Origin of the sequence: Kurthia sp. ISK08 (genome assembly GCF_046159805.1) — a bacterium.
GTDB lineage: Bacteria > Bacillota > Bacilli > Bacillales_A > Planococcaceae > Kurthia > Kurthia gibsonii.
Window position 1 is genome coordinate 22,287 of sequence record NZ_JBJXHL010000002.1, and the last position, 25,246, is coordinate 47,532.

At 36.0% G+C, this 25,246-nt stretch carries 23 protein-coding genes, 1 riboswitch and 1 other annotated feature; of the genes, 18 read left to right on the forward strand and 5 right to left on the reverse strand.

The genetic code is table 11. The features are described from left to right. Window positions 1-4 precede the first annotated feature (4 nt). Window positions 5-340: a GIY-YIG nuclease family protein gene (locus ACKVQX_RS03765; RefSeq protein ID WP_068451663.1), complete on the forward strand. Its 336-nt coding sequence runs from the start codon at window positions 5-7 to the stop codon at window positions 338-340. 77 nt (window positions 341-417) lie between these two features. Here the strand turns inward: ACKVQX_RS03765 and pckA are convergent, their stop codons facing one another. Next, window positions 418-2,004, reverse strand: a complete 1,587-nt coding sequence (pckA, locus tag ACKVQX_RS03770) for a phosphoenolpyruvate carboxykinase (ATP) (protein ID WP_068451667.1) — start codon at window positions 2,002-2,004, stop codon at window positions 418-420. A 267-nt stretch (window positions 2,005-2,271) separates the two neighbouring features. After that, window positions 2,272-2,389, forward strand: a riboswitch (SAM riboswitch). A gap of 255 nt (window positions 2,390-2,644) precedes the next feature. Here pckA and metK point away from each other — a divergent pair. The 6 genes from metK (at window position 2,645) to qoxD (ending at window position 9,484) form a co-directional block, all read left to right on the forward strand. Next, the gene (metK, locus tag ACKVQX_RS03775; RefSeq protein WP_336663379.1) at window positions 2,645-3,841 is read left to right on the forward strand and encodes a methionine adenosyltransferase; all 1,197 of its coding nucleotides are present in this window, start codon (window positions 2,645-2,647) and stop codon (window positions 3,839-3,841) included. A 258-nt stretch (window positions 3,842-4,099) separates the two neighbouring features. Continuing rightward, complete coding sequence (locus ACKVQX_RS03780) at window positions 4,100-4,402, forward strand: hypothetical protein (protein WP_409136036.1); 303 nt, start codon at window positions 4,100-4,102, stop codon at window positions 4,400-4,402. A 1,217-nt stretch (window positions 4,403-5,619) separates the two neighbouring features. Then, the gene (qoxA, locus tag ACKVQX_RS03785) at window positions 5,620-6,555 is read left to right on the forward strand and encodes a cytochrome aa3 quinol oxidase subunit II (protein WP_068451680.1); all 936 of its coding nucleotides are present in this window, start codon (window positions 5,620-5,622) and stop codon (window positions 6,553-6,555) included. A gap of 76 nt (window positions 6,556-6,631) precedes the next feature. Continuing rightward, entirely contained in the window at window positions 6,632-8,599 is a 1,968-nt protein-coding gene (qoxB, locus tag ACKVQX_RS03790) for a cytochrome aa3 quinol oxidase subunit I (RefSeq protein ID WP_068457275.1), read from the forward strand. Continuing rightward, the gene (locus tag ACKVQX_RS03795; RefSeq protein ID WP_068451683.1) at window positions 8,599-9,201 is read left to right on the forward strand and encodes a cytochrome (ubi)quinol oxidase subunit III; all 603 of its coding nucleotides are present in this window, start codon (window positions 8,599-8,601) and stop codon (window positions 9,199-9,201) included. The genes qoxB and ACKVQX_RS03795 overlap by 1 nt, the downstream gene beginning before the upstream one ends. Window position 9,202: 1 nt before the next feature. After that, complete coding sequence (gene qoxD, locus ACKVQX_RS03800) at window positions 9,203-9,484, forward strand: cytochrome aa3 quinol oxidase subunit IV (protein ID WP_068451687.1); 282 nt, start codon at window positions 9,203-9,205, stop codon at window positions 9,482-9,484. Between the two features lie 180 nt (window positions 9,485-9,664). Here qoxD and ACKVQX_RS03805 read toward each other — a convergent pair whose 3' ends face one another. Continuing rightward, window positions 9,665-10,180 (reverse strand): gamma carbonic anhydrase family protein, encoded by a 516-nt coding sequence (locus ACKVQX_RS03805; protein ID WP_087680440.1) that lies wholly within the window; start codon window positions 10,178-10,180, stop codon window positions 9,665-9,667. Window positions 10,181-10,298: 118 nt separating this feature from the next. Here ACKVQX_RS03805 and ACKVQX_RS03810 point away from each other — a divergent pair, with 118 nt between their 5' ends. The 8 genes from ACKVQX_RS03810 to ACKVQX_RS03845 all read left to right on the forward strand — a co-directional run bounded on the left by ACKVQX_RS03810 (window position 10,299) and on the right by ACKVQX_RS03845 (window position 17,027). Then, entirely contained in the window at window positions 10,299-11,099 is an 801-nt protein-coding gene (locus tag ACKVQX_RS03810; RefSeq protein ID WP_068451691.1) for an alpha/beta hydrolase, read from the forward strand. 298 nt (window positions 11,100-11,397) lie between these two features. Beyond that, window positions 11,398-12,834: a sodium:alanine symporter family protein gene (locus ACKVQX_RS03815; RefSeq protein ID WP_068451697.1), complete on the forward strand. Its 1,437-nt coding sequence runs from the start codon at window positions 11,398-11,400 to the stop codon at window positions 12,832-12,834. Window positions 12,835-12,956: 122 nt separating this feature from the next. Beyond that, on the forward strand, window positions 12,957-13,574 hold the full coding sequence (locus tag ACKVQX_RS03820; protein WP_068451700.1) for a MerR family transcriptional regulator: 618 nt from the start codon (window positions 12,957-12,959) through the stop codon (window positions 13,572-13,574). Window positions 13,575-13,737: 163 nt separating this feature from the next. Continuing rightward, window positions 13,738-14,349, forward strand: a complete 612-nt coding sequence (locus ACKVQX_RS03825; protein ID WP_409136037.1) for a TetR/AcrR family transcriptional regulator — start codon at window positions 13,738-13,740, stop codon at window positions 14,347-14,349. An 18-nt stretch (window positions 14,350-14,367) separates the two neighbouring features. After that, entirely contained in the window at window positions 14,368-15,174 is an 807-nt protein-coding gene (locus tag ACKVQX_RS03830) for an ABC transporter substrate-binding protein (RefSeq protein WP_325943226.1), read from the forward strand. A gap of 17 nt (window positions 15,175-15,191) precedes the next feature. Beyond that, entirely contained in the window at window positions 15,192-15,833 is a 642-nt protein-coding gene (locus tag ACKVQX_RS03835; RefSeq protein WP_068451709.1) for an amino acid ABC transporter permease, read from the forward strand. Between the two features lie 10 nt (window positions 15,834-15,843). Then, complete coding sequence (locus ACKVQX_RS03840) at window positions 15,844-16,593, forward strand: amino acid ABC transporter ATP-binding protein (RefSeq protein WP_285215310.1); 750 nt, start codon at window positions 15,844-15,846, stop codon at window positions 16,591-16,593. A gap of 11 nt (window positions 16,594-16,604) precedes the next feature. Continuing rightward, window positions 16,605-17,027, forward strand: a complete 423-nt coding sequence (locus tag ACKVQX_RS03845) for an OsmC family protein (RefSeq protein WP_068451717.1) — start codon at window positions 16,605-16,607, stop codon at window positions 17,025-17,027. Window positions 17,028-17,073: 46 nt separating this feature from the next. Here the strand turns inward: ACKVQX_RS03845 and ACKVQX_RS03850 are convergent, their stop codons facing one another. Further along, on the reverse strand, window positions 17,074-17,649 hold the full coding sequence (locus ACKVQX_RS03850) for a class I SAM-dependent methyltransferase (RefSeq protein ID WP_409136038.1): 576 nt from the start codon (window positions 17,647-17,649) through the stop codon (window positions 17,074-17,076). After that, a complete protein-coding gene (locus tag ACKVQX_RS03855) occupies window positions 17,640-18,608 on the reverse strand; it encodes a TIGR01212 family radical SAM protein (RefSeq protein ID WP_285215308.1) in 969 nt (322 codons plus the stop codon). Before ACKVQX_RS03855 ends, ACKVQX_RS03850 begins: the two co-directional genes overlap by 10 nt. 186 nt (window positions 18,609-18,794) lie before the next feature. Here ACKVQX_RS03855 and ACKVQX_RS03860 point away from each other — a divergent pair, with 186 nt between their 5' ends. After that, window positions 18,795-19,967 carry an MFS transporter gene (locus tag ACKVQX_RS03860; RefSeq protein WP_285216429.1) on the forward strand — a complete coding sequence of 391 codons (1,173 nt, stop codon included), beginning with the start codon at window positions 18,795-18,797 and terminating at the stop codon, window positions 19,965-19,967. Window positions 19,968-20,020: 53 nt separating this feature from the next. Continuing rightward, window positions 20,021-20,226, forward strand: a binding site (T-box leader). Between the two features lie 67 nt (window positions 20,227-20,293). Beyond that, on the forward strand, window positions 20,294-22,711 hold the full coding sequence (gene leuS / locus ACKVQX_RS03865; RefSeq protein WP_325943227.1) for a leucine--tRNA ligase: 2,418 nt from the start codon (window positions 20,294-20,296) through the stop codon (window positions 22,709-22,711). A gap of 66 nt (window positions 22,712-22,777) precedes the next feature. On the opposite strand, the gene ACKVQX_RS03870 is transcribed toward leuS, so the two are convergent. Beyond that, window positions 22,778-23,593, reverse strand: coding sequence for a hypothetical protein (locus ACKVQX_RS03870; RefSeq protein WP_336663384.1), 816 nt, complete (start codon window positions 23,591-23,593; stop codon window positions 22,778-22,780). An 88-nt stretch (window positions 23,594-23,681) separates the two neighbouring features. Here ACKVQX_RS03870 and ACKVQX_RS03875 point away from each other — a divergent pair, with 88 nt between their 5' ends. After that, a complete protein-coding gene (locus ACKVQX_RS03875; RefSeq protein WP_409136039.1) occupies window positions 23,682-25,166 on the forward strand; it encodes a Sau3AI family type II restriction endonuclease in 1,485 nt (494 codons plus the stop codon). The last annotated feature ends 80 nt before the right edge of the window (window positions 25,167-25,246 follow it).

Here is a 25,246-nt window from a genome sequence, read left to right on the forward strand (position 1 = left end):
TGGAATGGATCAACGAAAAATATTAAAAGAGCAGTATAAAGAAATAAAAATTGAAGCAGGTATTTATACGATTACAAATAAGCAAACTGGAGACATATATATCGGTTCATTAAATAATCTAAAACGATTGAACGGAATTATTTTTCAATTAAATAGCGGAACACATATGCATAAAAACTTACAACAAGCATGGAAAGAACAAGGCGAGTCGGCTTTTGAATGTGTAGTTCGAGAAATATTAAAAGAAGAAGTAATAGAAGAACAAGGTATGAAAGAAGCTTTGGAAAAAACACAGGAAAAGTGGTCAAGTCAATTAGGTCATACAATTTCATTAAATTAAACAACAATAAAAGAGGCTCTCTTTGGGAAAGAGCCTCTTTTCTATTTAAACCATATGATATTTGGGTGTAACTAATCTTAAACTAAAGGAGCGCCTTTTGTTGCGATATCTTCAGCTACTTCACCGAATTTTTTGAAGTTCTCGTGGAACATACCAGCAAGTTGTGTTGCTTTGATGTCATAAGCATCTTTATCGGCCCAAGCATTGCGAGGATTTAATAATTCAGTTGGTACGCCTTCAATTGAAGTTGGAATTGCTAAACCGAAGAATGCATCTTTTTCAGTTGGTACATCATTTAATTTACCTTCGATTGCAGCATTAACCATTGCACGTGTATAAGAAAGTTTCATACGTGTACCTGTACCGAATGAACCACCAGTCCAACCAGTGTTTACTAGGAATACATTAACATTATGTTCATCAATTTTCTTACCTAACATTTCAGCATATACTGTTGCCGGTAATGGTAAGAATGGAGAACCGAAGCAAGTAGAGAATGCTGGTTCTGGTTCTACAACACCACGTTCTGTACCAGGTGTTTTTGAAGTGAAGCCAGAGATAAAGTGATACATTGCTTGTTCTTTTGTTAATTTAGAGATTGGAGGTAATACACCAAATGCATCTGCAGTTAAGAAGATGATTGTATTTGGGTGACCTGCAACAGATGGTAATACGATATTATCAATATTCGTAATCGGATAAGCAGCACGTGTATTTTGAGTCGGTGTTTCATCATCATAATCTGGGATACGTGTTTCTTCATCTACTACTACGTTTTCAAGTACTGTACCGAAACGAATTGCGTTATAAATTTCAGGTTCTTTTTCAGCTGAAAGGTTGATTGTTTTTGCATAGCAACCACCTTCAATGTTGAATACGCCATTATCTGACCAACCATGCTCATCATCACCAACTAATTTACGGTTTGCGTCTGCAGATAAAGTAGTTTTACCTGTACCAGAAAGTCCGAAGAATAAAGTTGTATCACCTTTTTCACCAACGTTTGCTGAGCAGTGCATTGATAAAATACCTTGTTGTGGTAATAAGTAGTTCATAATACCGAAGATTGATTTTTTCATTTCTCCTGCGTATTCTGTACCGCCGATTAAGATAATTTTCTTTTCAAGTGAAACCATAATAAATGTTTCTGATTCTGTACCGTCTATAGCTGGGTTTGCATGGAATGTTGGAGCTGATACGATTGTGAAATCAGCAATATGGTTTGCAGCTTCTTCTTCTGTTGGACGAATGAATAGATTATGTGCAAATAGATTATGCCAAGCATATTCGTTCACAACGCGGATTGCTAAACGTGTTTCAGCGTCAGCACCAGCAAAACCTTTGAATACGAACACTTCTTCTTTTTCTTTAAGATAATTAATTACTTTTGTATAAAGGGCATCAAATACTTCAGATGAGATTGGACGGTTTACTGAACCCCAATCAATATGATCTTTTGAAGACGCTTCTTCAACCATAAACTTATCTTTAGGAGAACGACCTGTATATTTACCTGTGTTAGCACGTAATGCACCATCAACTGTTAAAATCGCTTCACCGCGAGATGTTGCTTTTTCAACTAATTCTGGAACAGTTAGTTGTTCTTTAATGTTATTACCTGATAGAAGTGTGTTCAGTTCATTCATCATTTCTACTGAATTCATAATGTGTATATACCATCCTTTTTTCGTATTTATTGTACCCACAAATGTGGTTAGTCATCATTTATGGAATTAGTATAACACATTAAAAGAATTAGTCTATACTAATATGATATGTTTTTTTATTTTTTTAACATTTTATCATGTTTAGGACAAATTATATATATACTTTATTTAAAACACTCTATATATAGGTATAACATTTAAGTCATATTCAGATTGAGGTTGACATCGACGTATAATTCTACTAACATAGGCTATGAACGGATACTCTTATCCCGAGCTGGTGGAGGGTCAGGCCCTATGAAACCCGGCAACCTGCATTTCATTTCACGAGATGCGCTGGTGCTAATCTGAATGCAAGGATTCATTCCTTGAACGATAAGAGTGAAAGGTGCTTACGAAATAACCCCTTTCTCTCATACTGTATGAGTGAGAGGGTTTTTTTATTTCAAAATATATGGTGGTGGAACAACTACCTTTTTATTACGTATATACTGGCACTTTCTATAAAAAAAATCCTCGTGTAAAAAGCAGCATAGGCTGGCTTGGAGTTTTTTCTACATTTATATAGAAGAAACACACATGGATAAAGAGTACCGTATCTTTTTTCGAGGCGATCTCGTATAGGAGGAAACCAATTATGGCTCAACGTCGATTATTTACATCAGAAAGTGTTACGGAAGGACACCCTGATAAAATTTGTGACCAAATTTCAGATGCGATTTTAGATGCAATCATCGCAAAAGATCCAAATGCTCGTGTAGCATGTGAAACAACTGTTACAACAGGACTTGTGTTAGTAGCAGGAGAAATTACAACATCTACGTATGTAGATATTAAAGGAATTGTTCGTGAAACAGTTCAAGAAATCGGTTATACACGTGGTAAATATGGTTTTGATGCAGAAAACCTAGCTGTACTTGTAGCAATCGGTGAACAGTCACCTGATATTGCACAAGGTGTTGACCAAGCTTTAGAAGCACGTGAAGGAAGCATGACAGATGAAGATATCGAAGCAATCGGTGCTGGCGACCAAGGTTTAATGTTCGGTTATGCAAATAATGAAACACCTGAACTAATGCCGCTACCAATTAGTCTAGCGCATAAATTATCACGTCGCTTAACAGAAGTTCGCAAATCAGGATTATTAAAGTATTTACGTCCAGATGGTAAAACACAAGTCACGGTAGAATACGATGAAAATAACCACCCTGTGCGTGTGGATACAATCGTTATCTCAACACAACATGATGAGGAAGTAACATTAGAACAAATCAATGAAGACCTTCGTAAACATGTGATTGCGGAAGTTGTACCTGCTGAATTATTAGATGCAGATACAAAATACTTTATTAATCCAACAGGTCGTTTTGTAATTGGTGGACCAAAAGGTGATGCAGGTTTAACAGGTCGTAAAATTATTGTTGATACTTACGGTGGTTATGCACGTCATGGTGGTGGTGCATTCTCTGGTAAAGATGCTACAAAAGTTGACCGCTCAGGTGCTTATGCAGCGCGCTATGTAGCGAAAAACATCGTAGCTGCTGGTCTTGCAGATAAAGCAGAAGTACAGCTAGCATATGCAATCGGTGTAGCACAACCTGTATCAATCGCAATCGATACATTCGGCACAGGCAAAGTAACAGAAGCAGAACTTGTAGAAGCTGTTCGTGAATTATTTGACTTACGTCCAGCAGGTATTATTAAAATGCTTGATTTACGTCGTCCTATATATAAACAAACAGCAGCTTATGGTCATTTTGGACGCACAGATTTAAATGTTCCATGGGAAGCAACAGACAAAGCAGATGCATTAAAAGCAAAATTTTTAAAATAATAAAGTAAAATGGTAGGAGTCATGCAAAAACATGAAACTCCTGCCATTTTTTTATCTTTCACATCAATTTTTAGCAGTATAAAATAGTGTAAGAATGAGTTTTCAAATATACTATGCGCGATTGGTACGCATAAATATTCGTATAAAAAATTACACAACTAAGTAATTATTCGGTCGAATGTTTTTTTATAATTTACGAAAAGATCCGATTCGTGCAATGAATTGGTCGAATACATTAATCGAAAAAATACATTTAAGATGAGTAAAAAGCATGCGAAAATATTTAATGCAAATGGCACAATCAATATAACCATTCGTAAAAATATATTTGATTATTTCAATTCATCTGTTTTGTTTACACTATATGTAAAAAATGGTGTTGGCACGAATAAGTTGATTTACTGTGAAGTAACAGAAAAAAATAAAAAAGATTTATTAACAAATACACTTCAAAACATGTTGAGTGAGATGATTTATATAAAATATAATGTCCAACCAGATGGCTCACGTCAAACTGACCGTGTCTATTTTCCGGAAAGTGTACTAAGAAAAACGATTTAAAAATACTCTAATAGAGTAAAATCAAAGTATCTAAAATAAAAATAATTAAATCATTTGAACATATAAAAAATAATTCAAGCTATTCTCACAACTGCTATTCGATATAGTGATAAGATTTACAATAAGCTGTTTCATTTTTTCTTGCTTATTTCTATTCGCTTTGCAAAATGAAAGTTGACACTAATGGATAGTCCCGTATGGTTACGAAAAACTATACGGGATTTACTGTATTAAAAACATTCTTATCTTACGCACTTTTTGTATTTTGATTGAAAATTCCTAGGTGTTTTATGAGTAAAATTATGGGATAAGGGAAAATAATGGAGATGGTAAAAAATGAATAAGGAGGTATGGTCTGATATTTTATATGCGTATGAAAATAGAGGGGGGTGAATAAGAAAAATACGTATAGTAGCATATGTACTATTTAAATAGAAGAAACTCTATTTAAAAGCCAGATTTTACAGACTATTTTAGAAGAAGTTGAATTTAGAATTGAGTATTGAAGAAAAGAAGAACAATGTTATAATGGGTAAGAAGTTTTTCCTATATAATATATGAGTAAACTCCTTCAATCGAAAAGATTTACAATTCAAACGAATAGACTGTGGTTTTGTAAGGTTTATGTCGTTTGTTTGTGACTTTTTCCATTTTCAAGAGTTTTTCGTGTAAGAACGACCTATTTTTTGCAGTGTATTCTAGAATTTATAAAAAGTTGCAAAAGAAATATTGGTTTATGAAAACTAATTAAGTTATTAAAAGGTAATTATATAGTTCTAAAGTAACTAAAAAGTGCTTGAAAATTGCTAGAAATAGAAGTCGTCCACAGAACGTTCAAAAACTTTCAAAGAAAATGTGAAATTATAGATATTTTTATTCTTTTCGGTAGATATTAGGTTTATAATTCATTTGAATTGAAAAGAAGGTTGAATGCTTCTTAGTGTAAGAAGAGGGTTAGAGAGCTTGGGTTGCTTTACTCGTCTTATACTTCGTCTTAACAATCGTTTTAGTTTAACTTATTTTCGTTCTATAGCAATTATAAAAGAAATTAGAACGACTCAATGATTAAGACGAATAAGAGTAAAAAATGTTCAATCATCTCAGCAGTTCATAAACTTGCTTATTCTACATAGAATAGGTTAGGGGGAAACACTTCAATATCCATTCAACATTCTGCACTTAAATTAAAAGAAGGTTGTTTTAGAAGGGAGTACAACATGAGTAAAAAAGTGTTAATTATGCCAATCGTTGCAGGTTTGTTAGCAGTGTTTTTATCTGGATGTGAACCACTAATGGTACTAAATCCAAAAGGACCTAACGCACAAACATTATCGAACACGATCTGGATCTCTATCGGGACAATGTTATGTGTATTAGCAGTTGTCTATGTTTTATTAATCAATATGTTAGTTAAATACCGTGCTGGAAAACAAGCGGCGGACTATGAGCCACCACACGAAGCAGGTAACCACAAACTAGAAATTTTCTGGACAGTTATTCCAATCCTAACAGTTGCTTTCTTATCAGTTGTAACAATCATCACATTAAAGGATGTAGAAAGTAAACCAGAAGGTTACGGAGACAAGAAACCTCTAGTAATTTATGCGTCATCATCACAATGGAAATGGCATTTCAGTTATCCTGAAGAAGGAATTGAAACTGTAAACTATGCACATATTCCAACAGATCGTCCAATTGAGTTCCGTTTATACTCATATGGTACAATCACAAGTTTCTGGGTTCCACAATTAGCTGGTCAGAAATATGCGATGACAGACATGTTAACAACAATCCATTTAGCAGCAGACCACGAGGGAGACTATTGGGGTCGTAACTCGAACTTCAACGGTGAAGGATTCGAGGCAATGCAATTCGAAATCACTGCTCAAAAACAAGGTGAATTCGATCAGTGGGTTAAAGATGTAAAAGCAAATGAACCAAAATTAACAGAAAAAGAGTTCAGTAACTTACTTAAAGCAAGTGTTGTTGGACGTAAGAGCTTCTCTTCTACTCATTTAGGTTTCTCTTCACCACCTATGGATCACTCTAAGATGATGGATGCTGAGAAATATAATGAATCTAAAAAAGCTCAAAATGGTAATTTAGATTTAGATTCTCACGACATGGAAGAAATGGACGATATCGGTGAATAATCCGATTACATTGATACAACATGTTATTTACTAAATAGTAGATGTATGAAAGGAGTTAACCAAATTGTTTACCAAAATGACAATGAGTGAAGTATTTGCACCGCTTAAAGAACCACTGATCATGGGTACGGCGATCGGTATTTTAGTTGGTGTAATCGCAGTAGTTGCAGGTCTAACATATTTCAAGTTATGGGGTTGGTTATATACTAACTACGTAAAGACAGTAGACCATAAAAAAATCGGTGTAATGTACATTTTCGTAGCATTACTAATGTTATTCAAAGGTGGGGTTGAGGCGTTATTAATGCGTGCTCAAACTGCTGTTCCGGATAATAAATTATTAAACTCTGAACACTACAATGAGATTTTCAGTACACATGGTGTGTTAATGATTATCTTCGTAGCAATGCCATTCTTATTTGGTTTGTTCAACGTAGTTATTCCACTACAAATTGGTGCGCGCGACGTAGCATTCCCACGTCTTAACGCATTATCTTTCTGGTTATTCGCAATGGGTGCAGTGTTAATTAACGTTTCATTCATCATTGGTGGATCTCCAAACGCAGGTTGGACTTCTTATTTCCCACTTGCAGGTATTGAATTTAACCCAGGCGTAAACAATAACTATTATGCTTGGTCACTACAAATCTCGGGTCTAGGTACATTAATGACAGGGATTAACTTTGTAACAACAATCGTGAAAATGCGTGCTCCAGGTATGACATGGATGAAAGTTCCAATGTTCACTTGGTCATCATTCATCGCAAACATTATCATCGTATTTGCATTCCCAGTGTTAACAGTAGCACTTGTAATGATGACAATGGATCGCCAGTTCGGTACTAAATTCTTCGCTACAGAAGATGGCGGTATGGACATGCTTTGGGCGAACATCTTCTGGGTATGGGGACATCCAGAGGTATACATCGTAATTCTTCCAGCATTCGGTGTATTTAGTGAGGTAATCTCTACATTTGCTCGTAAAAACTTATTCGGTTATGGTTCGATGGTTGCTTCTATGATCATCATCTCGTTACTATCATTCTTAGTATGGGCTCACCATTTCTACACAATGGGTCAAAACGTAGCAGTAAACGGCGTATTCTCAATCACTACAATGTTAATCGCAGTTCCAACTGGGGTTAAAATTTTCAACTGGTTATTAACAATGCGTCATGGTCGTATTACATTCACAACACCAATGTTATATTCTTTAGGCTTTATTCCAATCTTCACAATCGGTGGGGTTACTGGGGTAATGCTAGCAATGGCAAGTGCTGACTATCAATATCACAATACATTATTCTTAGTTGCCCACTTCCACTATGTATTAATTCCTGGTACAGTATTTGGTGTACTAGCTGGTTACCACTTCTGGTGGTCTAAAATCTTCGGTTTCCAACTTAAAGATTCAATCGGTAAAGTTGGTTTCTGGTTAATTGCAATTGGTTTCAACGTAACATTCTTCCCTATGTTCATCTTAGGTTTAGATGGTTACGCCCGTCGAATGTACACGTACTCAGCTGAAACAGGCTATGGTACATTAAACATGATTTCATTCATTGGTGCATTAGTATTAGCTCTTGGTTTCTTAGCGCTTTGCTACAACATCTACTACAGTGTTCGTCACAGAGAAGAATTAAAAGTTACTGGCGATCCATGGGATGGTCGTTCACTTGAATGGGCTACTCATTCTCCAGTTCCTGAGTATAACTTCGCAGTTATTCCAAAAATTTCTCGTCTTGATGAATTCTGGTTTGCTAAAAAAGAAGGCCGCGATTTACAAGCAGGCGAAATTAAAGATATTCATATGCCTAATGACTCTGCCGCGCCATTCTGGCAATCAGTTGTTATGGGATTAGCATCATTCTTCTTCGTATTCAACGAAATTGGTATCGCAATTATCTTAGGTATTGTGACACTACTATTCATGGCTTACCGTTCATTTGAAATTGATAATGGTCGTCATATCCATGTTGAAGAAATCGAAGAAACAGAGCGTAAGCTAAAAGAAACAGAGCGTCAATTGAGAGGTGACCGATAATGTCAAAACATAATAATTCAGTGCCATTGGAGTACCAAGGTGAAGAAAATGATTTGAAAATCTTCGGTTTCTGGGTATTCTTAGGCGCAGAAATTGTTCTTTTCGCAACTTTATTCACAGCGTATTTCACATTAGTTGACCGTACAGGTTCAGGTCCAACAGGCGTTGACCTTTTTGAATTACCACCAGTAATTCTAGAAACATTCTTACTTTTAACATCTAGTTTCACAATTGGTTTAGGTGTTCACGCAATGCGTTTAGGCCGTGTTAAACCAATGATCGTATTCTACATCATTACATTAATTCTTGGTGCAGGATTCATCGCGGTAGAGGTAGATGAGTTTATCACTTATATCTATCACGAAGATGCTACGATTCAAACAAGTGCATTTACTTCAAGTTTAATGACTTTACTAGGTACTCACGGTGCCCACGTATCGTTTGGTTTACTATGGGGAATTGCGATTATTATTCAAGTTGCTAAGCACGGTATTAATAAGCGTACTGCCAATAAAGCGTTCATCTTCTCTTTATACTGGCACTTCCTAGATGTTGTTTGGATCTTCCTATTCAGCTTTATTTACTTGAAAGGAATGATGTAAAATGGCACAATTATTTCCAAAAGAACATGTCCTTGGGTTTATTGGATCAATCATTTTAACAATCGCTGCACTGTCCGTTGTGCAGTTTGATGTATCATTAACAGCAGGTTTAGTTATTCTTTGGGTAACAGCACTTGCTCAAGCTTCATTGCAACTAGTACTATTCATGCATATTGGTGAAACAGACGATAAAGGTTCAATTTACGTCATTACACTATATTCAGTAGTTATTGGTTTAGTAACAGTATTCGGTTCATTATTCGCTATGATCTGGGGATACTAATTTACAGAAGAATAAAACCAGCCTTTCGGGTATCCCCCTAGGAAGGCTGGTTTTTTCTTTTGATAGTATAAATAATAAAAAGAAGATGCTAGTTTAAGAGAAGCACCTTCTTTTAGTTTTTTTAGGAAATAGTATTTTAAATGTTAAAAAAAAGAAGTGAAGGGTATAAAAATACTAAGGTTATTTCTTTTGAACAGATTTATAGTATTGTCCTTTTTCATAATATTCGTTTAAAATGCGCTGCATATCTTTTTTATCCTCTTCATTTAATTCACGTACAACCTTCGCAGGGCGACCAAATGCAAGTGTATTCGGTGGGATCACTTTACCTTGTGTTACAAGACTACCAGCACCGATAAAAGCACCTTCGCCGATTTCAGCACCATCTAAAACAATCGAAGCCATACCAATCAAAGCCCCTTTTTTAATATGACAGCTGTGAAGTGTTACTTGATGTCCAATTGAAGCTTCGTCTTCAATAATTAATGGATGAGCTGGACTTTGGTGTAAACAGCATAAATCTTGAATATTTACCTTTTTTCCAATGATTGTAGGTGACACATCACCACGAATCACAGTATTATAAAAAATAGATGAACCTTCTCCAATTGTCACATCACCTGTAATAACAACATTATCACCGATGAAAGCAGTCGGATCAATTTTTGGTTCTTTTCCCTTGTATGGGTATAACATATTCATCCCTCTTTCCTTTGAACTGTAACATAATCGTATCAAACATCATGGATTTATGGAACGAAAAAGTAGAGGAATGCGTTACAATAAGAATGAGTACTATGAAGGAGAGAAGTTTATGTGGAAATGGGAAGCAGACGGACATGCAAAAGCAGTTATTGTAATCGTACATAGTGCGTATGAACATCATAGAAGATACGCATGGTTAATTGAAAAATTTCGTGTAGCAGGTTTTCATGTGATCACAGGGGACTTACCTGGGCATGGTGAAGAAAGTAAAGTGAAATCCGCCCATGATGAATATTTAAAACAATATGAAAAATATATAAAGTTAATGATTTATGAAGCGACACAATATAACTTACCATTATTTATTTTAGGGCATGGTCTTGGGGCAACATTAGCGATGTATGCAGTAGGTGAATTTAAATATGAGATTGCAGGAGCCATCTTGACGTCACCTTGGCTACATTTACAGCATCAACCATCAAAATTCGCTGCAGCCTTAAAAGGAGTGAGTAAGATTGCAGGGAGCTTTAAAATGCATCATGAGATGAATACGAAGCTTTTATCACGTAGTTATGAGTTTTATACAGAAATGGGACGAGACCCTTATTACAACTCTAATGTAACCATTCGTTGGTACCATGATGTTCAACAATTTATGAAAGCCATTTATCAATTAGAAAATCATTTTAAAGACATACCTGTCTTAATGATGAATGGAAAGAGCGATAAAATTATTGATATTCAATACAATCGTCAATGGTTGGAGAAACAGAAATTATCTGAGTATGCTTACAAAGAGTGGGCGAACTGTTATCATGATTTGTTCCAAGAACCAGAACGTGATTTGATTTATCAATATACAGAAGATTTTATTTTGAACAGACTACGAACAATAGGGTATATCGTTTAAAAAGGAATTATGTCACGTTTTATAAGTGGCATGATTCCTTTTCTTTTTTCTGTAGTTTACTCTAGAAATACAAAAATATTAAATATATAAAAAACATATAAAATAAAGGTTTAAAAATGACTTAATTGTATTCTCTGAAAGTACAATTAGAGGAAAAATGTATGAGTGAGCGAAAAAATGTAGAACTATCTCTTTAAAAAGACATAATACTTTTATATAATAGAACAATATAGTAATTGACAAAAACGTACGTTCAATATGTTTTATATTTAAAATGTTCGTATTTAGGAGGATTTACATGGAAGCAATCATTAATACCATCTATGAACTACTCTGGGGTCCGTGGATGATTTACGGTATTCTCATCGTGGGACTTATATTTACTGTGAGAACTAGGGGAGTACAAGTTCGATTCTTAAAAGATATGTTCGGTCAAATTTTCACAGGCAAAAAATCAGATGCAGGTGTTTCATCATTCCAAGCGATGACAATGGCGTTATCAGGTCGAATAGGGACGGGGAATATTGCAGGGACAGCAACAGCGATTGCTTTCGGTGGCCCTGGTGCAATCTTCTGGATGTGGGCAATTGCTTTCATTGGTTCAGCTACAGCTTACGTTGAGTCGACACTTGCGCAAATTTATAAAGAAGAGAAAAACGGTGTTTATCGTGGTGGCCCTGCTTTTTACATACATAAGTTCACAGGTAAACGTTGGCTAGGTATGATTTTTGCCATTGCAGCATTAATCGCTATGTCATTTTTACAACCAACCGTTCAAGCAAATGCGATTGCTGATGCGATGTACAATGCATTTGAGTTACCAAAATGGGTTTCTGGTTTAGTAGTTTGTGTAATTTTAGGTGCAATCATTATTGGCGGTGTAAAACGAATCGCAACTGCTGCTTCAATTATTGTTCCTTTCATGGCGATTGCATATATTTTAGTGGCCGCAATCATCATTGCAATGAATATTTCAGAAGTGCCATACATCTTCGCTTTAATTTTCAAAAGTGCTTTTGGTGCTGAGCAAATGTTTAGTGGTATGGTAGGGGCTGCCATTGCTTGGGGTGTAAAGCGTGGTATTTATGCGAATGAAGCTGGTCAAGGTACAGGACCACATTCAGCAGCAGCAGCAGAAGTATCACACCCTGTAAAACAAGGTTTAGTACAAGCTGCTTCAGTTTACTTGGATACATTCTTAGTTTGTACAGCAACAGCCTTTATGATTTTGTTCACAGGTATGTACAATGTACAAGAAGATGATGGCAAGGGAACATTTATTGTAGAACATCTACCTGGTGTAGAAGCAGGAACAGCCTTCACACAACATGCTGTAGATGCAGCATTCCCAATTGCAGGTTTTGGTACAATCTTCGTAGCTTTTGCTCTATTCTTCTTTGCCTTTACAACAACGATGGCTTACTACTATATTGCTGAAACGAATGTGGCGTATTTATTTGATGGTAAAAAACAAAAAATCGGTGTGCGCGTTGTACAGATTGTTATTCTTTTAGCTACTTATTTTGGCGCTGTACGACCAGCAGCGGCAGCTTGGGTGCTTGGAGATATTGGTTTAGGGATTATGGTATGGGTGAACGTCATTGCGATACTATTTATGGCAAAACCAGCCGTTCTTGCTTTGAAAGATTATGAACAACAAAAACGTATGGGGCTAGATCCTGTATTTGACCCACGAAAAGTTGGGATTAAAAATGCGACATTTTGGGAGAAATAAATAATGAGCGAGGGACGATTTACGTAATCGTCTCTCTTTTTTTATTGTGTAATCATAGTATTTTAATATAATTTTTGAGAGAATAGAGATAGTTTTGTAAAGAAAGAAGGAATTTGATTATTATGGAAAAAATGTTCGGTACTGCCGAGTTCGCTATACAAGTTGGCGTAACGAAATCTTCACTCAAGCATTATATTTCGATATTAGAAAATAGTGGTTACCATGTAAAGCGAGATCACCGAAATTATCGTTTATTTACGGAAGAAGATGTACATGTTTTTCAAAATTATAAACAGTTGCATCAAGAAAAAGGCATGACATTAAAAGAAGCAGCAGCTGTTATTATTGGCGATGATACGATTGTGCAAGATGCAGAGATGTTACCAGCTAAACGAGAGTATCATACACAAGTTGTTGAAAAATACGATGATTTATCAAAAACAATGGAATTACTGGCAGATCATATTCAAGGTATTGAAGCGCAAAATGCACAATTGCTACAACTTATACAAATGCAACATCAACAAAATGAATGGTTAAAAGAAGAAATGAGTATGATGAAGCATCAATTAGAAGAGCCAAAAGTGGATTATAAACGCCAGTTGGACCGCGTTGAATCACAAAATAGTGCAATCATGTCAGTGTTAAATAAATTAACCGTTCAAAAATTGAAAGAAGAAGTACAAGAGGTTGAACCAGAGCCGACTGGCTTTATGAAAGGTTTATTTAAAAGAAAATGAAAAAATAACCCACGAGATCTTAAAGGAATCTCGTGGGTTATTTTGATTACATTAAAATCTTATTAAATTTATCGGAATAAATAGTTGCAATTCGAGATAATATAAACTATAGTATTTCCATAGGAATTAATTGACTGATGAATCAGTTAGGGGATTGGTGATGATGACAAAGCGGATTACGAGAGAAGAAAGAAAGCAGCAATTGATTGAGATTGCATTAGAACAATTCGCGACAGTTGGTTATACGAAGACGAAAATCTCAGACATAGTTGCGTTAGCAGGTGTATCACAGGGCACTTTTTATTGGCACTTTAAAAGTAAAGAAGAAATAGCGCTCTATATTTTAGAAAGAGGGAATCAGCAAATATTGCAAATGATTTCACTAGGATTTCAAAATACACGCGTTCCAGTAGAGCAGTCAGTGAATTCATCTACTCGATTATTTGAAGCACTGTTTCACTTTGCAGAAGAAAATCGCTTTTTCACAATGTTACTTTTTAAAGGCTTATCATCAGAAGAATTATTACAACAGCAAATTTTACGCATTAAAAAGAATATGGAAGAAGCATTTGTGCATAACATTCAACAGGCACAAAAATTCCATATGGTAGCAGAACATAAAAATCCAAAAGTATTAGCGGTTTTTATTATGAGTTTAATTGAGGGTGTACTAAGTCGTTGGGTGGATCATGAAGCAGCATTTCAAGAGTTAACGTTAGAGGAACTCGTTCAACAGACGGTTCACTTTGAGTTTTTTGGCATTTTTGGTGTTTAAAAAAGGGAGGAATTATAGATGAAAAAATTAGGTTGGTTAGCATCACTTGTAGCAGCATCTGCATTAGTACTAGGAGCTTGTGGATCAAAAGACGATACGAGTAAAGAGGATGTATCGAAAAAAGAAGAATTAACAGTAGGGATTATGGGGACATATGCACCTTATAACTACTTAGATAAAGATAAGCAATATACAGGTTTTGATGTTGATATTGCAAAAGAAGTTGCAAAACGTTTAGATAAAAAAGCGAAGTTTGTCGCACAAGATTTTTCAGGATTGATTCCGGGTTTACAAAAAGGGAAGTTTGATATGTTAGTAAGCCAAGTAACGATTACAGATGATCGTAAAAAACAAGTTGATTTTACAGAGCCATATATTACAAATGAAGTAAAAGCTATCGTAAAAGATGATAATACAACGATTAAATCAGTAGAAGACTTCAAAGGGAAAACAATTGGTGTAGGTTTAGGTACAAACGATGAAGCATATCTTCGTAATGACTTAATGAAAAAAGTAGGCGAATTCAAAATTAATACGTATGACGATGTTATCACAACATTAAAAGATTTAAATGTTGGACGTATTGATGCAACGATTAATAACGTATTTGCTTTAAAACCGATTGTTGAAGAAAATGGCTATAAAATTAAAGCTGTTGGTGGAGCTTTAAAATCAGATAAAGCTGGTATCGCAGTGAAAAAAGGTCAAACAGAGCTAGTGGATCAATTAAATAAAGCGTTAAATGATATGGAGAAAGACGGAACATACACAAAAATCTATAAAAAATGGTTTAACGAAGAACCACCAGCAGAATATACAAAATAGCAAGGTAGGGACTAAATATGGAGCTCGTACTAGATAATTGGCGTTTCCTTTTACAAGGTGCCTACTATACATTATTGATTACCGTTGTTTCAATGTTTTTTGGGTTAATTTTAGGTTTAATCATTGCCATCATGCGTGTAAAAGGCAATACATTTTTACGTAATATTGCACGATTCTATGTCTCGATTATTCGAGGTACTCCACCGCTTGTTCAAATTTTCATTGTTTATTATGGATTGAGTGATTATGGTATTGAATTACCATCCATTGTAGCAGCTTGTATCGCGTTAAGTATTAATATTGCAGCGTATATCGCAGAAGCTTTCCGAGGTGCTTTACAGTCTGTACCAAAAGGACAATTAGAGGCAGCTGTTGCATCAGGTATGACAGAAGGACAGGCGATGAAGCGAATCATTATTCCGCAAGCAGTTCGCTACGCTATTCCACCAATTGGGAATACATTCGTCGGTATGTTAAAAGAAACATCGCTTGTATCAGCAATTGCTGTAACAGAATTAATGCGTGCAGCTCAGTTATTAGTCGCACAATATTATGTATATATGCCGTTTTACATTATGATTGCTTTAATGTATTGGGCGATGAGTGTGTTCTTCACATTCATTTTAAACCGAGTTGAAAAACGTTTATCCGTTTATTAGGAGTGTCCATATGATTACAGTAGAACATTTATCAAAAAAATTTGATGAACTAGAAGTATTACATGATTTATCGATTACAATTCCAGCACATCAAGTAGTTGCAGTAATTGGGCCTTCAGGTTCTGGGAAAAGTACATTTTTACGCTGTTTGAATGGTCTAGAAATTTTAACAGAAGGTAAAATTACAGTCGGTCAACATACGATTGAAGCCAATATGAATAAAAAAGAGTTAAAGCAAATGATTTATGGGATTCGTCAAGAGACGGGAATGGTATTTCAACAGTTCAACTTATATCCGCATAAGACGGTCATCGAAAATGTGATGGAATCTTTAATTGTTGTAAAAAAATTAAAAAAAGAAGAAGCGCAAGTACGTGCAGAGCGTTTACTTGACAAAGTCGGGTTACTTGAGAAATTAGATAACTATCCTTCGCAATTATCGGGTGGTCAACAACAACGAGTTGCGATTGCGCGTGCACTTGCGATGGAACCACAATTGATGTTATTTGATGAACCTACGTCAGCGCTAGACCCTGAATTAGTAGGCGATGTACTACGTGTTATGAAGAATCTTGCTGAAGACGGTATGACGATGGTGATTGTGACGCATGAGATGAATTTCGCGCGTGATGTTGCCGATCGTATCGTCTTTATGGCAGATGGTCGAATTGTAGAAGATTCACAAGACCCGAAAGCGTTCTTTACGAAACCAACAACAGAACGTGCACAACAATTTATTCGTAAAGTAAACGAATTTTAGGAGGAATAGAAATGAGAATTCAAGCAACTTGGCAAGGTGGACGTGCTTTTGAAGCAAAAGGCGATTCAGGATTTCCGATGTTAATGGATGCCACTGAAAAATATGGTGGCGATTCATCTGCACCAACACCAACAGAGATGTTATTGAGTGCTTTAGCAGGATGTATTGGTATTGATGTGACGATGATTTTAAAACCGCATTTAGACCAAATTACAAAATTAGATATTACAGTAGATGGTGAACGTAAAGAGGAAATGCCAACTGCTTTTACAAAAGCACATATTACGTTCACAGTTGATGGTGATATTACAGCTAAAAAAGTATGGCGTGCGATTAAATTAGGTGAAGAAAAATATTGTGCTGTTTCCGCTTCATTAAAAGCAGAAATTACACATTCGCTTATTTTAAATGGTGAACAAGTTGAAGAAGTATAAATAAGATAGAAGGAGGCATCACTCAATTGAGTGAATGCCTCCTTTTTTATTTAGGGAATTCTTTTACTTTTTCAAGTGCGATAACGAATGGTGGGTCATTTTGTTGATTGATGAATTCATAGCGCAGTACATGGACTTGTTTTTGAGGGAGAGAAGCGGCGTAATCGAGTACGCGGTCACGTTCTTCTTTACCACCTTCATGTCCATAGTAAATGACTAAGACAATCATACCGCCTACAACGAGTTGTTGAAGCAATGATTCAAGTGCTGCCACCGTCGTAGAAGGTTTTGTAATCACATCATGTGCTGCACCGGGTAAATAACCAAGATTAAAAACCGCTGCTTTAATCGGTTTAGATACATAGTTCGCTACTTGTTCATGTCCATCAAGAATGACTTCACATCTTGCTTGTACACCAGCTTCCGCAAGACGACTCATTGTCGCATCAACAGCTTGTTGTTGTACATCAAATGCATAGACGCGACCAGTCTCGCCAACGAGTTCAGCTAAAAATAATGTATCATGTCCATTACCAGCAGTGGCATCGACAACTGTATCACCGATTTCGATTGTATCTCTTAATAGAGTTTTAGCATATTGTAAAACACGTTCTAATCGCATGAAGACGTCATCTCCGCAGGTACATAGTGCTTACCTTGCCAACTATCACGTTTTGCAAGTTCTGCATCAATACCGTTTAATACTTCCCATTTATTCACTGACCACATTGGTCCAATCATTAAATCGATCGGTCCATCACCTGTAATACGCTGTACGACCATGCTTGGTGGAATGACTTCTAATTGGTCTGCAACAAGTTGCGTATAGGCATCTTGGTCCATTAATTCCAATTGGCCTTTTTCGTATTGTTTGACAAGTGGCGTTCCTTTTAATAAATGAAGTAAATGAATTTTAATGCCTTGTACATCTAGCTTGGCTACTTCACGTGCTGTTTCCATCATCATATCGTAGTCTTCAAGAGGGAGACCGTTAATGATGTGTGTGCAAATACGAATACCATGTTTACGGAGTTTATTAACACCTTCAACGTATGTTTGATAGTCATGCGCGCGATTAATTAAATTCGCTGTTTTTTCATGTACTGTTTGTAAACCTAATTCTACCCATAAATAAGTACGTTGGTTTAACTCGGCTAAATACTCAACGACATCATCTGGTAAACAGTCTGGGCGCGTTGCGATACTTAGACCGACAACACCTTCACACGCAAGCGCTGCTTCAAATTTTTCTTTTAATACAGGAAGTGGTGCATGTGTATTCGTATAGGCTTGGAAGTAGGCCATCGTTTTGCCACCCTTCCACTTATGCTCCATCTTCTCTTTGATTTTAGCAAATTGTACGTCGATTGGATCTACACGATCGCCTGCAAAGTCACCTGAACCAGCAGCTGAACAGAATGTACAACCGCCGAATGCTACAGTACCATCTCGGTTTGGACAATCGAACCCAGCATCAAGTGCTACTTTGAATACTTTTGAACCGAATTCATTGCGTAAGTAACGATTCCATGTATAATATCGCTTTCCATCTGAAGGGAAAGGAAATTGATTTTCTGTCATTGTTTCTGTCATCTCCTCTAACGATTTATTTTAACATGAAATGCTTTCGATATGCTAAAAAGTGTTTGTTAAAATATTTTTCGGAAATCGGAATATTTGGGGTTGTATCGAGGTGATTTCTCCTTTAATATTACGAGATAGATATCATCTCATTTTGAGATTATAGGAGGGGGTTTATGCATGAAAATGCCAAAAACAGTTTGGCTTTTAGTAATCGGAATGCTTGTAAATACGACAGGTAACTCTTTTTTATGGCCAATGAATACAATTTATCTGCATGACCACCTCGGTCAGAGTTTAACAGTAGCAGGGCTTGTATTAATGTTAAATGCAGCAGCTGGCGTAGTAGGGAATCTACTCGGCGGCTATTTATTTGATAAAATAGGCGGTTATAAAACGATTTTATTTGGTATTATTTTGACGATTGTGGGTCTCGCACTTTTAACGATTTGGCATGGATGGCCGCAATATGTATGGCTACTTGCGCTTATCGGTTTTAGCGGTGGGATTGTGTTTCCGAGTATGTTCGCGCTTGTTGGTGTTGCGTGGCCAGAAGGTGGCCGAAAAGGATTCAATGCCATTTACTTAGCACAAAATCTTGGAGTAGCAGTGGGTCCTGTATTAGCAGGTGTTGTAGCTTCGTATAGTTTTGATTATTTATTTGTTGCTAATTTAATTATGTATATTCTTTTCTTAGGCATTGCATTCAAGTTCAAAAAAATCCAAACAGAAGATGCGTATGGTCCAACAGCAGCATTACCTAAAGGTGAGTTGAAAAATCGTGCACCACTCATTGCGCTATGTATTTTAGGTGTCGGCTTCTTACTTGGATGGCTTGTGTACTCACAATGGGTATCAACGATTTCAACTTATACACAAGATCTCGGTTTATCGTTAAAACAATATAGTGCACTTTGGGCTGTGAATGGCTTCCTAATCGTTCTTGGTCAGCCACTAATTGCGCCAATTGTACGCAAATTAGAAGGACGTTATAAAGCACAAATCTTATTTGGTTTATCCATTTTCATCGTGTCGTTTGTTGTATTAATTTTTGCAAAAACATTCACAATGTTTATTGTCGCAATGGTTATTCTAACATTCGGTGAAATGTTCATCTGGCCAGTCGTTCCAACATTGGCAAGTGTGCTCGCACCAAAGGGGAAAGATGGTTTCTTCCAAGGATTGATTAATGGTTTTGCGACATTCGGGCGTATGCTAGGACCGGTTGTAGGTGGTGTACTTGCGCAAGCTTATGGTATGCAAGTGACGTTTATTGTATTAATCGGTATTCTATTCCTTGCGGCAATTCCATTCTTCTTCTACGATTTGCCACTTAAAAGGAAGAAAGTTACGAGTTAAAGAAATGGACTTGTTATTTTAAGGCTTTTCAGATAAAATAAAGGCATTATACTAATAGGACGAAGATCAGGAGTAGTAGATAACGGAAGTTTTTAGAGAGTTAGCGGTTGGTGGGAGCTAATAACGGATGGAATCGAACTTACCTTGGGAGTCTGCATAGGAATGATTGACCTACGCCGTTAATCCGCGATAAGGATTCAAGTTGAGTGTTTTCACTAATTTGGGTGGTACCGCGGGAATTATATGTCTCGTCCCTTTTTCAAGGGACGGGACTTTTTATTTTCCGTCATTGGTGAATGCGTTCTTATATTAAAGGAGGAAAAAACATGAGCTTTAATCATCAAGAGATTGAGAAGAAGTGGCAAAAGTATTGGGATGAACACCAATCTTTTAAAACAGTCAATGACGATTCAAAACCAAAATTTTATGCACTTGATATGTTCCCATATCCATCAGGATCAGGTCTACACGTAGGACACCCTGAAGGTTATACAGCGACAGATATTTTATCTCGCTTCAAACGTATGCAAGGTTACAACGTACTTCACCCAATGGGATGGGATGCGTTCGGTTTACCAGCAGAGCAATATGCACTGGATACTGGGAATGACCCTGCTGAATTTACAGCGCAAAACATTGCAACGTTCAAACGCCAAATCCAAGAGCTTGGCTTTAGTTATGATTGGGATCGCGAAATTAATACAACAGACCCTTCATACTACAAGTGGACACAATGGATTTTCATCCAATTATATAAAAAGGGATTAGCTTACATTGATGAAGTAGCTGTAAACTGGTGCCCAGCACTTGGGACAGTTCTTGCAAATGAAGAAGTCATCGATGGTAAATCAGAGCGTGGTGGACATCCAGTAGAACGTCGTCCGATGAAACAATGGATGCTGAAAATCACTGCTTATGCAGACCGTCTAATTGACGATTTAGAAGATGTGGATTGGCCTGAAAATATTAAAGATATGCAACGCCACTGGATTGGTCGTTCTGAAGGTGCGGAAGTAGACTTTAAAATTAAAGGAACAGATAAGCAATTCCGCGTATTCACAACACGTCCAGATACATTATTCGGTGCAACTTACACAGTTTTAGCACCAGAACATGAATTTGTAAAAGACATCACAACACCAGAACAAAAAGAAGCAGTACAAGCTTACTTAGATCAAGTGAAGATGAAGTCAGATCTTGAACGTACAGACCTTGCAAAAGAAAAAACAGGTGTGTTCACAGGTGCTTATGCAATCAACCCAATCAACGGTCAAGAAGTGCCGATTTGGATTGCAGATTATGTACTTGCTTCATACGGTACAGGTGCGATCATGGCTGTTCCAGCACATGATGAGCGTGACTACGAGTTTGCAAAACAATTCGACTTACCAATCATCCCTGTATTAGAAGGCGGCAACATTGAAGAAGCGGCATTCACAGAAGATGGTCCACACATTAATTCAGGCTTCTTAAATGGACTTGATAAAGAAGAAGGCATTCAAAAAGCCATCGCTTGGTTGGAAGAAAATAAAGTGGGTGAGAAGAAAGTAACGTATCGTTTACGTGACTGGTTATTCTCTCGTCAACGTTACTGGGGTGAGCCGATTCCAATTATCCATTGGGAAGATGGTTCAATTACAACAGTTCCAGAAGATCAACTACCACTTGAATTACCAAAGACAAAAGATATTCACCCATCAGGTACAGGTGAATCACCACTTGCGAATATCGCAGAGTGGGTAAATGTTGTAGACCCTGAAACAGGTATGAAAGGTCGTCGTGAAACGAACACAATGCCACAATGGGCAGGTTCATCATGGTACTTCTTACGCTATATCGATCCACACAATACAGAAGCAATCGCAGACCCAGAGCTATTAAAACGCTGGTTACCAGTTGATATCTATATTGGCGGACAAGAACACGCAGTACTTCACTTACTATATGCTCGTTTCTGGCATAAAGTGTTATACGATCTAGGCGTTGTTCCAACGAAAGAGCCATTCCAAAAATTATTCAACCAAGGGATGATTCTTGGTGAAGGTAACGAAAAAATGTCGAAATCAAAAGGGAATGTTGTAAACCCGGATGATATTATCGAATCACATGGTGCAGATACACTTCGTTTATACGAAATGTTCATGGGACCACTTGAAGCATCGATTCCATGGTCTACAAATGGACTTGACGGAGCACGTCGCTTCTTAGATCGTATTTGGCGTTTATTCATCAATGAGGAAACAGGTGAATTAGCAGATAAGATTCAAGATTCGAACGACACAACACTTGAAAAAGTGTACAACCAAACAGTTCAAAAAGTAACAGATAACAATGAAAACATCCGTTTCAATACATCAATCTCACAAATGATGGTATTCATCAACGAATGTTACAAAGCAGAAGTTGTACCAACAGCTTATGCAGAAGGCTTCGTAAAAATGTTATCACCGATCGCACCACACCTTGCAGAAGAATTATGGGCGAAACTAGGTCACACAGAATCAATCACATATGCTGAATGGCCAACATATGATGAAACAAAACTAGTAGACGACGAAGTAGAAATCGTTGTTCAAATCAACGGTAAAGTACGTGCGAAACTACTTGTAGCAAAAGACGCTTCACGCGAAGATCTTGAAAAAGCTGCACTTGAAAATGAAAACGTACAAGAACACATCGACGGTAAAGAAATTAAAAAATTAATTGCCGTACCAGGTAAATTAGTTAATATTGTAGCGAAATAATAGTGTGAAAACAAAACCGTAACGTGTACAGGAAGACTGTCGCGTTACGGTTTTTGTTATATAAAGCTATTTATAGAAAGAATAAAGCTGTTCGATAGATATATGTATATGCGCTTTGTTAAGTAGTCCAATGCGCTTATTATAAAGTAAAGAAAGTAATTTTTGTTTCTCAATGTCTTGAGCTAAATGAATTTTGCGGTGGCAATTTGGACACAATGAAACAATATTACAAGGAATATCGATTGAATGTTCGAAAAACTTTTGTGCTGCCATAGGGATTAAATGGTGTGCTTCAGTATAGTTTTTTGATGTGTTTTTACTAATAAATGATTCATGGTTCACATCTACCTCACATTGCCAATGTGCTTGTTTTTTTGCTTGTATGGCAAAGTTTTCATTTCGTACATAACCAATAATTTCTGTCTTATATTGCTCTGGTCGTTCATAAATAGTATTTGTATTTTCATTCATTATATAGTCTGCATATTCTTGTTCTTTAAAATCTTTTTCAGATAAAACTTCACTAATATTGTCTGATTGAATATACCTTGAAAAGCATTTAATAGTGGCGTTGGGGAATCTTTTTTCACCTAAGTTATACATACTGAAATTTGTATCTTGTTGTAGATTTTTTAAAACTTTATAAATCTTTTCAATGTTTGTTACAGAAGGTTGAACTAAGTTGTTTTCTTCTGCAATGATTAGCATTTTAATTAAATAACGAGTGTAGGAAGAAGTTTTACCACTAATTTTTGTAGAGTTTCCAGCTAATTCGGTTTCATATTGTGCATATTTCCCGAATGAAGTTAGTAAATTTCTATGTAATTCGGATAGTTCTCGAGCTCTTTGTTCTTTGGCTTCAACTTTTCTAAAGTGAATCATGCATACACCTCTTTTGTATTGTTTGTAAGTATTATACAATTAATAGGGATGATATTCGAAGCTAAATAAATATATCGAGGTGTTATAAATGAATATAAAATACGATAAAACAGATCCGTTAAGCATTGAAGCATACGGTAAAAAAATGGTAGGGAAAACTTTTTTAGATATTATTCAAGAGTCTTCAGAACCTTACGAAACGAAACAAGAGCTTATTACATCTTATGGAAATAAAAAAAGAAAAGGGGGGCTGGGAAATTTAATTGAGGAAGTTTACTTTGGTTACAAGGCAAATAGTGATCAAAGTGCAGACTTTCTTGAAGCAGGTGTTGAATTAAAAGCATCTCCTTATGAATATGTAGGCAAAGGAAAAGTTAAAGATGTTAGAGCAGGTGAAAGACTAGTTGTAACGATGATAGATTATCAAAATCCTGTGGAAGATGATTATTTTAAATCGCATGTACATGAAAAAATAAATAAAATGCTTTTAGTGTACTATTTAAGAAATCGTAATTTACCAAGTAATTTAGATTATCCAATTGACTATGTGAAATTATATTCTCCTACTCAAGCAGATTTAAAAATTATTCAAGATGACTATAAAAAAATTAACGATAAAATAAAATCGGGTAAGGCACATGAATTATCTGAGAGTGACACAATCTATTTGTCTGCTTGTACAAAAGGTTCGACAGCAGCAAAAAGTTGGGTTCCTCAATATTACAATCCCGAAGTTAAAGCAAAAAAACGAGCTTATTCTTTAAAACAAGGATTTATGACACAAGTGCTTAAAAATTATCTTGTAAAAGATATTGATACGTATGAACCGATTATTAAAAATCCAGCCGAATTAAATGAACAAACTTTTGAAGATATTGTTCAAAATCGTATTCATCAACATAATGGAAAAACAGATGAAACGTTGTGTGTAGAGTTTGATAGGGTGTATAACAATGATAAATCATTATGGGCTGATTTAGCACTACGAATGCTTGGGATTAAAAGTAATAAAGCCGAAGAATTCGTAAAAGCTAACATTGTTGTAAAAGCTGTTCGTATAAATGAAAATAATAAAATAGTAGAAAGTAGTTCACTTCCTAGTATGCCTTTAATCGAATTAGTCGATGAAGAATGGGAAGAATCAAAGCTTTACAAGTATTTCGAAGAAACAAAATTCTTACTTGTCGTATTTAAAAAGGTAGGGGATAGGTATGTTTTAAAAGGCTCTCAATTTTGGAATATGCCTGAAAGTAAGCTGAATACAGTTGTTAAAGATGGATGGGAGCAGATTCGAAAAGTAGTGAAAGAAGGTATTGTATTCACTCCTTCACAGCAGAGCAATGGTATTGTTATTAAAAATAATTTACCTAAAAAAGGCGCAAATGAAGTGATTCATCTTCGCCCACATACATCAAAATCTTATTATGTTTTTGAGGATGGTACAACACATGGAAGTGGTAATATAAATAATTCAGAAGTATTGCCAGATGGTAGAAGAATGACAAAACAAAGCTTTTGGATTAACAACAGCTTTCTTTATAGTGTTTTAGAAGAACATCTAAAAAATGAATAGTGTTTTATTTTTATCTCTATTATAATAAGAAAGTTGTGCATATGTATTGATCTTTTATGCGTTTTTTTATATAATATAAA

Coding starts and splice junctions, on each gene's coding strand:
- ACKVQX_RS03765 (WP_068451663.1), top strand. CDS start 5: ATGGATCAACGAAAAATATTAAAAGAGCAGTATAAAGAAATAAAAATT.
- pckA (WP_068451667.1), bottom strand. CDS start 2,004: ATGAATTCAGTAGAAATGATGAATGAACTGAACACACTTCTATCAGGT.
- metK (WP_336663379.1), top strand. CDS start 2,645: ATGGCTCAACGTCGATTATTTACATCAGAAAGTGTTACGGAAGGACAC.
- ACKVQX_RS03780 (WP_409136036.1), top strand. CDS start 4,100: ATGAGTAAAAAGCATGCGAAAATATTTAATGCAAATGGCACAATCAAT.
- qoxA (WP_068451680.1), top strand. CDS start 5,620: ATGAGTAAAAAAGTGTTAATTATGCCAATCGTTGCAGGTTTGTTAGCA.
- qoxB (WP_068457275.1), top strand. CDS start 6,632: ATGACAATGAGTGAAGTATTTGCACCGCTTAAAGAACCACTGATCATG.
- ACKVQX_RS03795 (WP_068451683.1), top strand. CDS start 8,599: ATGTCAAAACATAATAATTCAGTGCCATTGGAGTACCAAGGTGAAGAA.
- qoxD (WP_068451687.1), top strand. CDS start 9,203: ATGGCACAATTATTTCCAAAAGAACATGTCCTTGGGTTTATTGGATCA.
- ACKVQX_RS03805 (WP_087680440.1), bottom strand. CDS start 10,180: ATGTTATACCCATACAAGGGAAAAGAACCAAAAATTGATCCGACTGCT.
- ACKVQX_RS03810 (WP_068451691.1), top strand. CDS start 10,299: ATGTGGAAATGGGAAGCAGACGGACATGCAAAAGCAGTTATTGTAATC.
- ACKVQX_RS03815 (WP_068451697.1), top strand. CDS start 11,398: ATGGAAGCAATCATTAATACCATCTATGAACTACTCTGGGGTCCGTGG.
- ACKVQX_RS03820 (WP_068451700.1), top strand. CDS start 12,957: ATGGAAAAAATGTTCGGTACTGCCGAGTTCGCTATACAAGTTGGCGTA.
- ACKVQX_RS03825 (WP_409136037.1), top strand. CDS start 13,738: ATGACAAAGCGGATTACGAGAGAAGAAAGAAAGCAGCAATTGATTGAG.
- ACKVQX_RS03830 (WP_325943226.1), top strand. CDS start 14,368: ATGAAAAAATTAGGTTGGTTAGCATCACTTGTAGCAGCATCTGCATTA.
- ACKVQX_RS03835 (WP_068451709.1), top strand. CDS start 15,192: ATGGAGCTCGTACTAGATAATTGGCGTTTCCTTTTACAAGGTGCCTAC.
- ACKVQX_RS03840 (WP_285215310.1), top strand. CDS start 15,844: ATGATTACAGTAGAACATTTATCAAAAAAATTTGATGAACTAGAAGTA.
- ACKVQX_RS03845 (WP_068451717.1), top strand. CDS start 16,605: ATGAGAATTCAAGCAACTTGGCAAGGTGGACGTGCTTTTGAAGCAAAA.
- ACKVQX_RS03850 (WP_409136038.1), bottom strand. CDS start 17,649: ATGCGATTAGAACGTGTTTTACAATATGCTAAAACTCTATTAAGAGAT.
- ACKVQX_RS03855 (WP_285215308.1), bottom strand. CDS start 18,608: ATGACAGAAAATCAATTTCCTTTCCCTTCAGATGGAAAGCGATATTAT.
- ACKVQX_RS03860 (WP_285216429.1), top strand. CDS start 18,795: ATGCCAAAAACAGTTTGGCTTTTAGTAATCGGAATGCTTGTAAATACG.
- leuS (WP_325943227.1), top strand. CDS start 20,294: ATGAGCTTTAATCATCAAGAGATTGAGAAGAAGTGGCAAAAGTATTGG.
- ACKVQX_RS03870 (WP_336663384.1), bottom strand. CDS start 23,593: ATGATTCACTTTAGAAAAGTTGAAGCCAAAGAACAAAGAGCTCGAGAA.
- ACKVQX_RS03875 (WP_409136039.1), top strand. CDS start 23,682: ATGAATATAAAATACGATAAAACAGATCCGTTAAGCATTGAAGCATAC.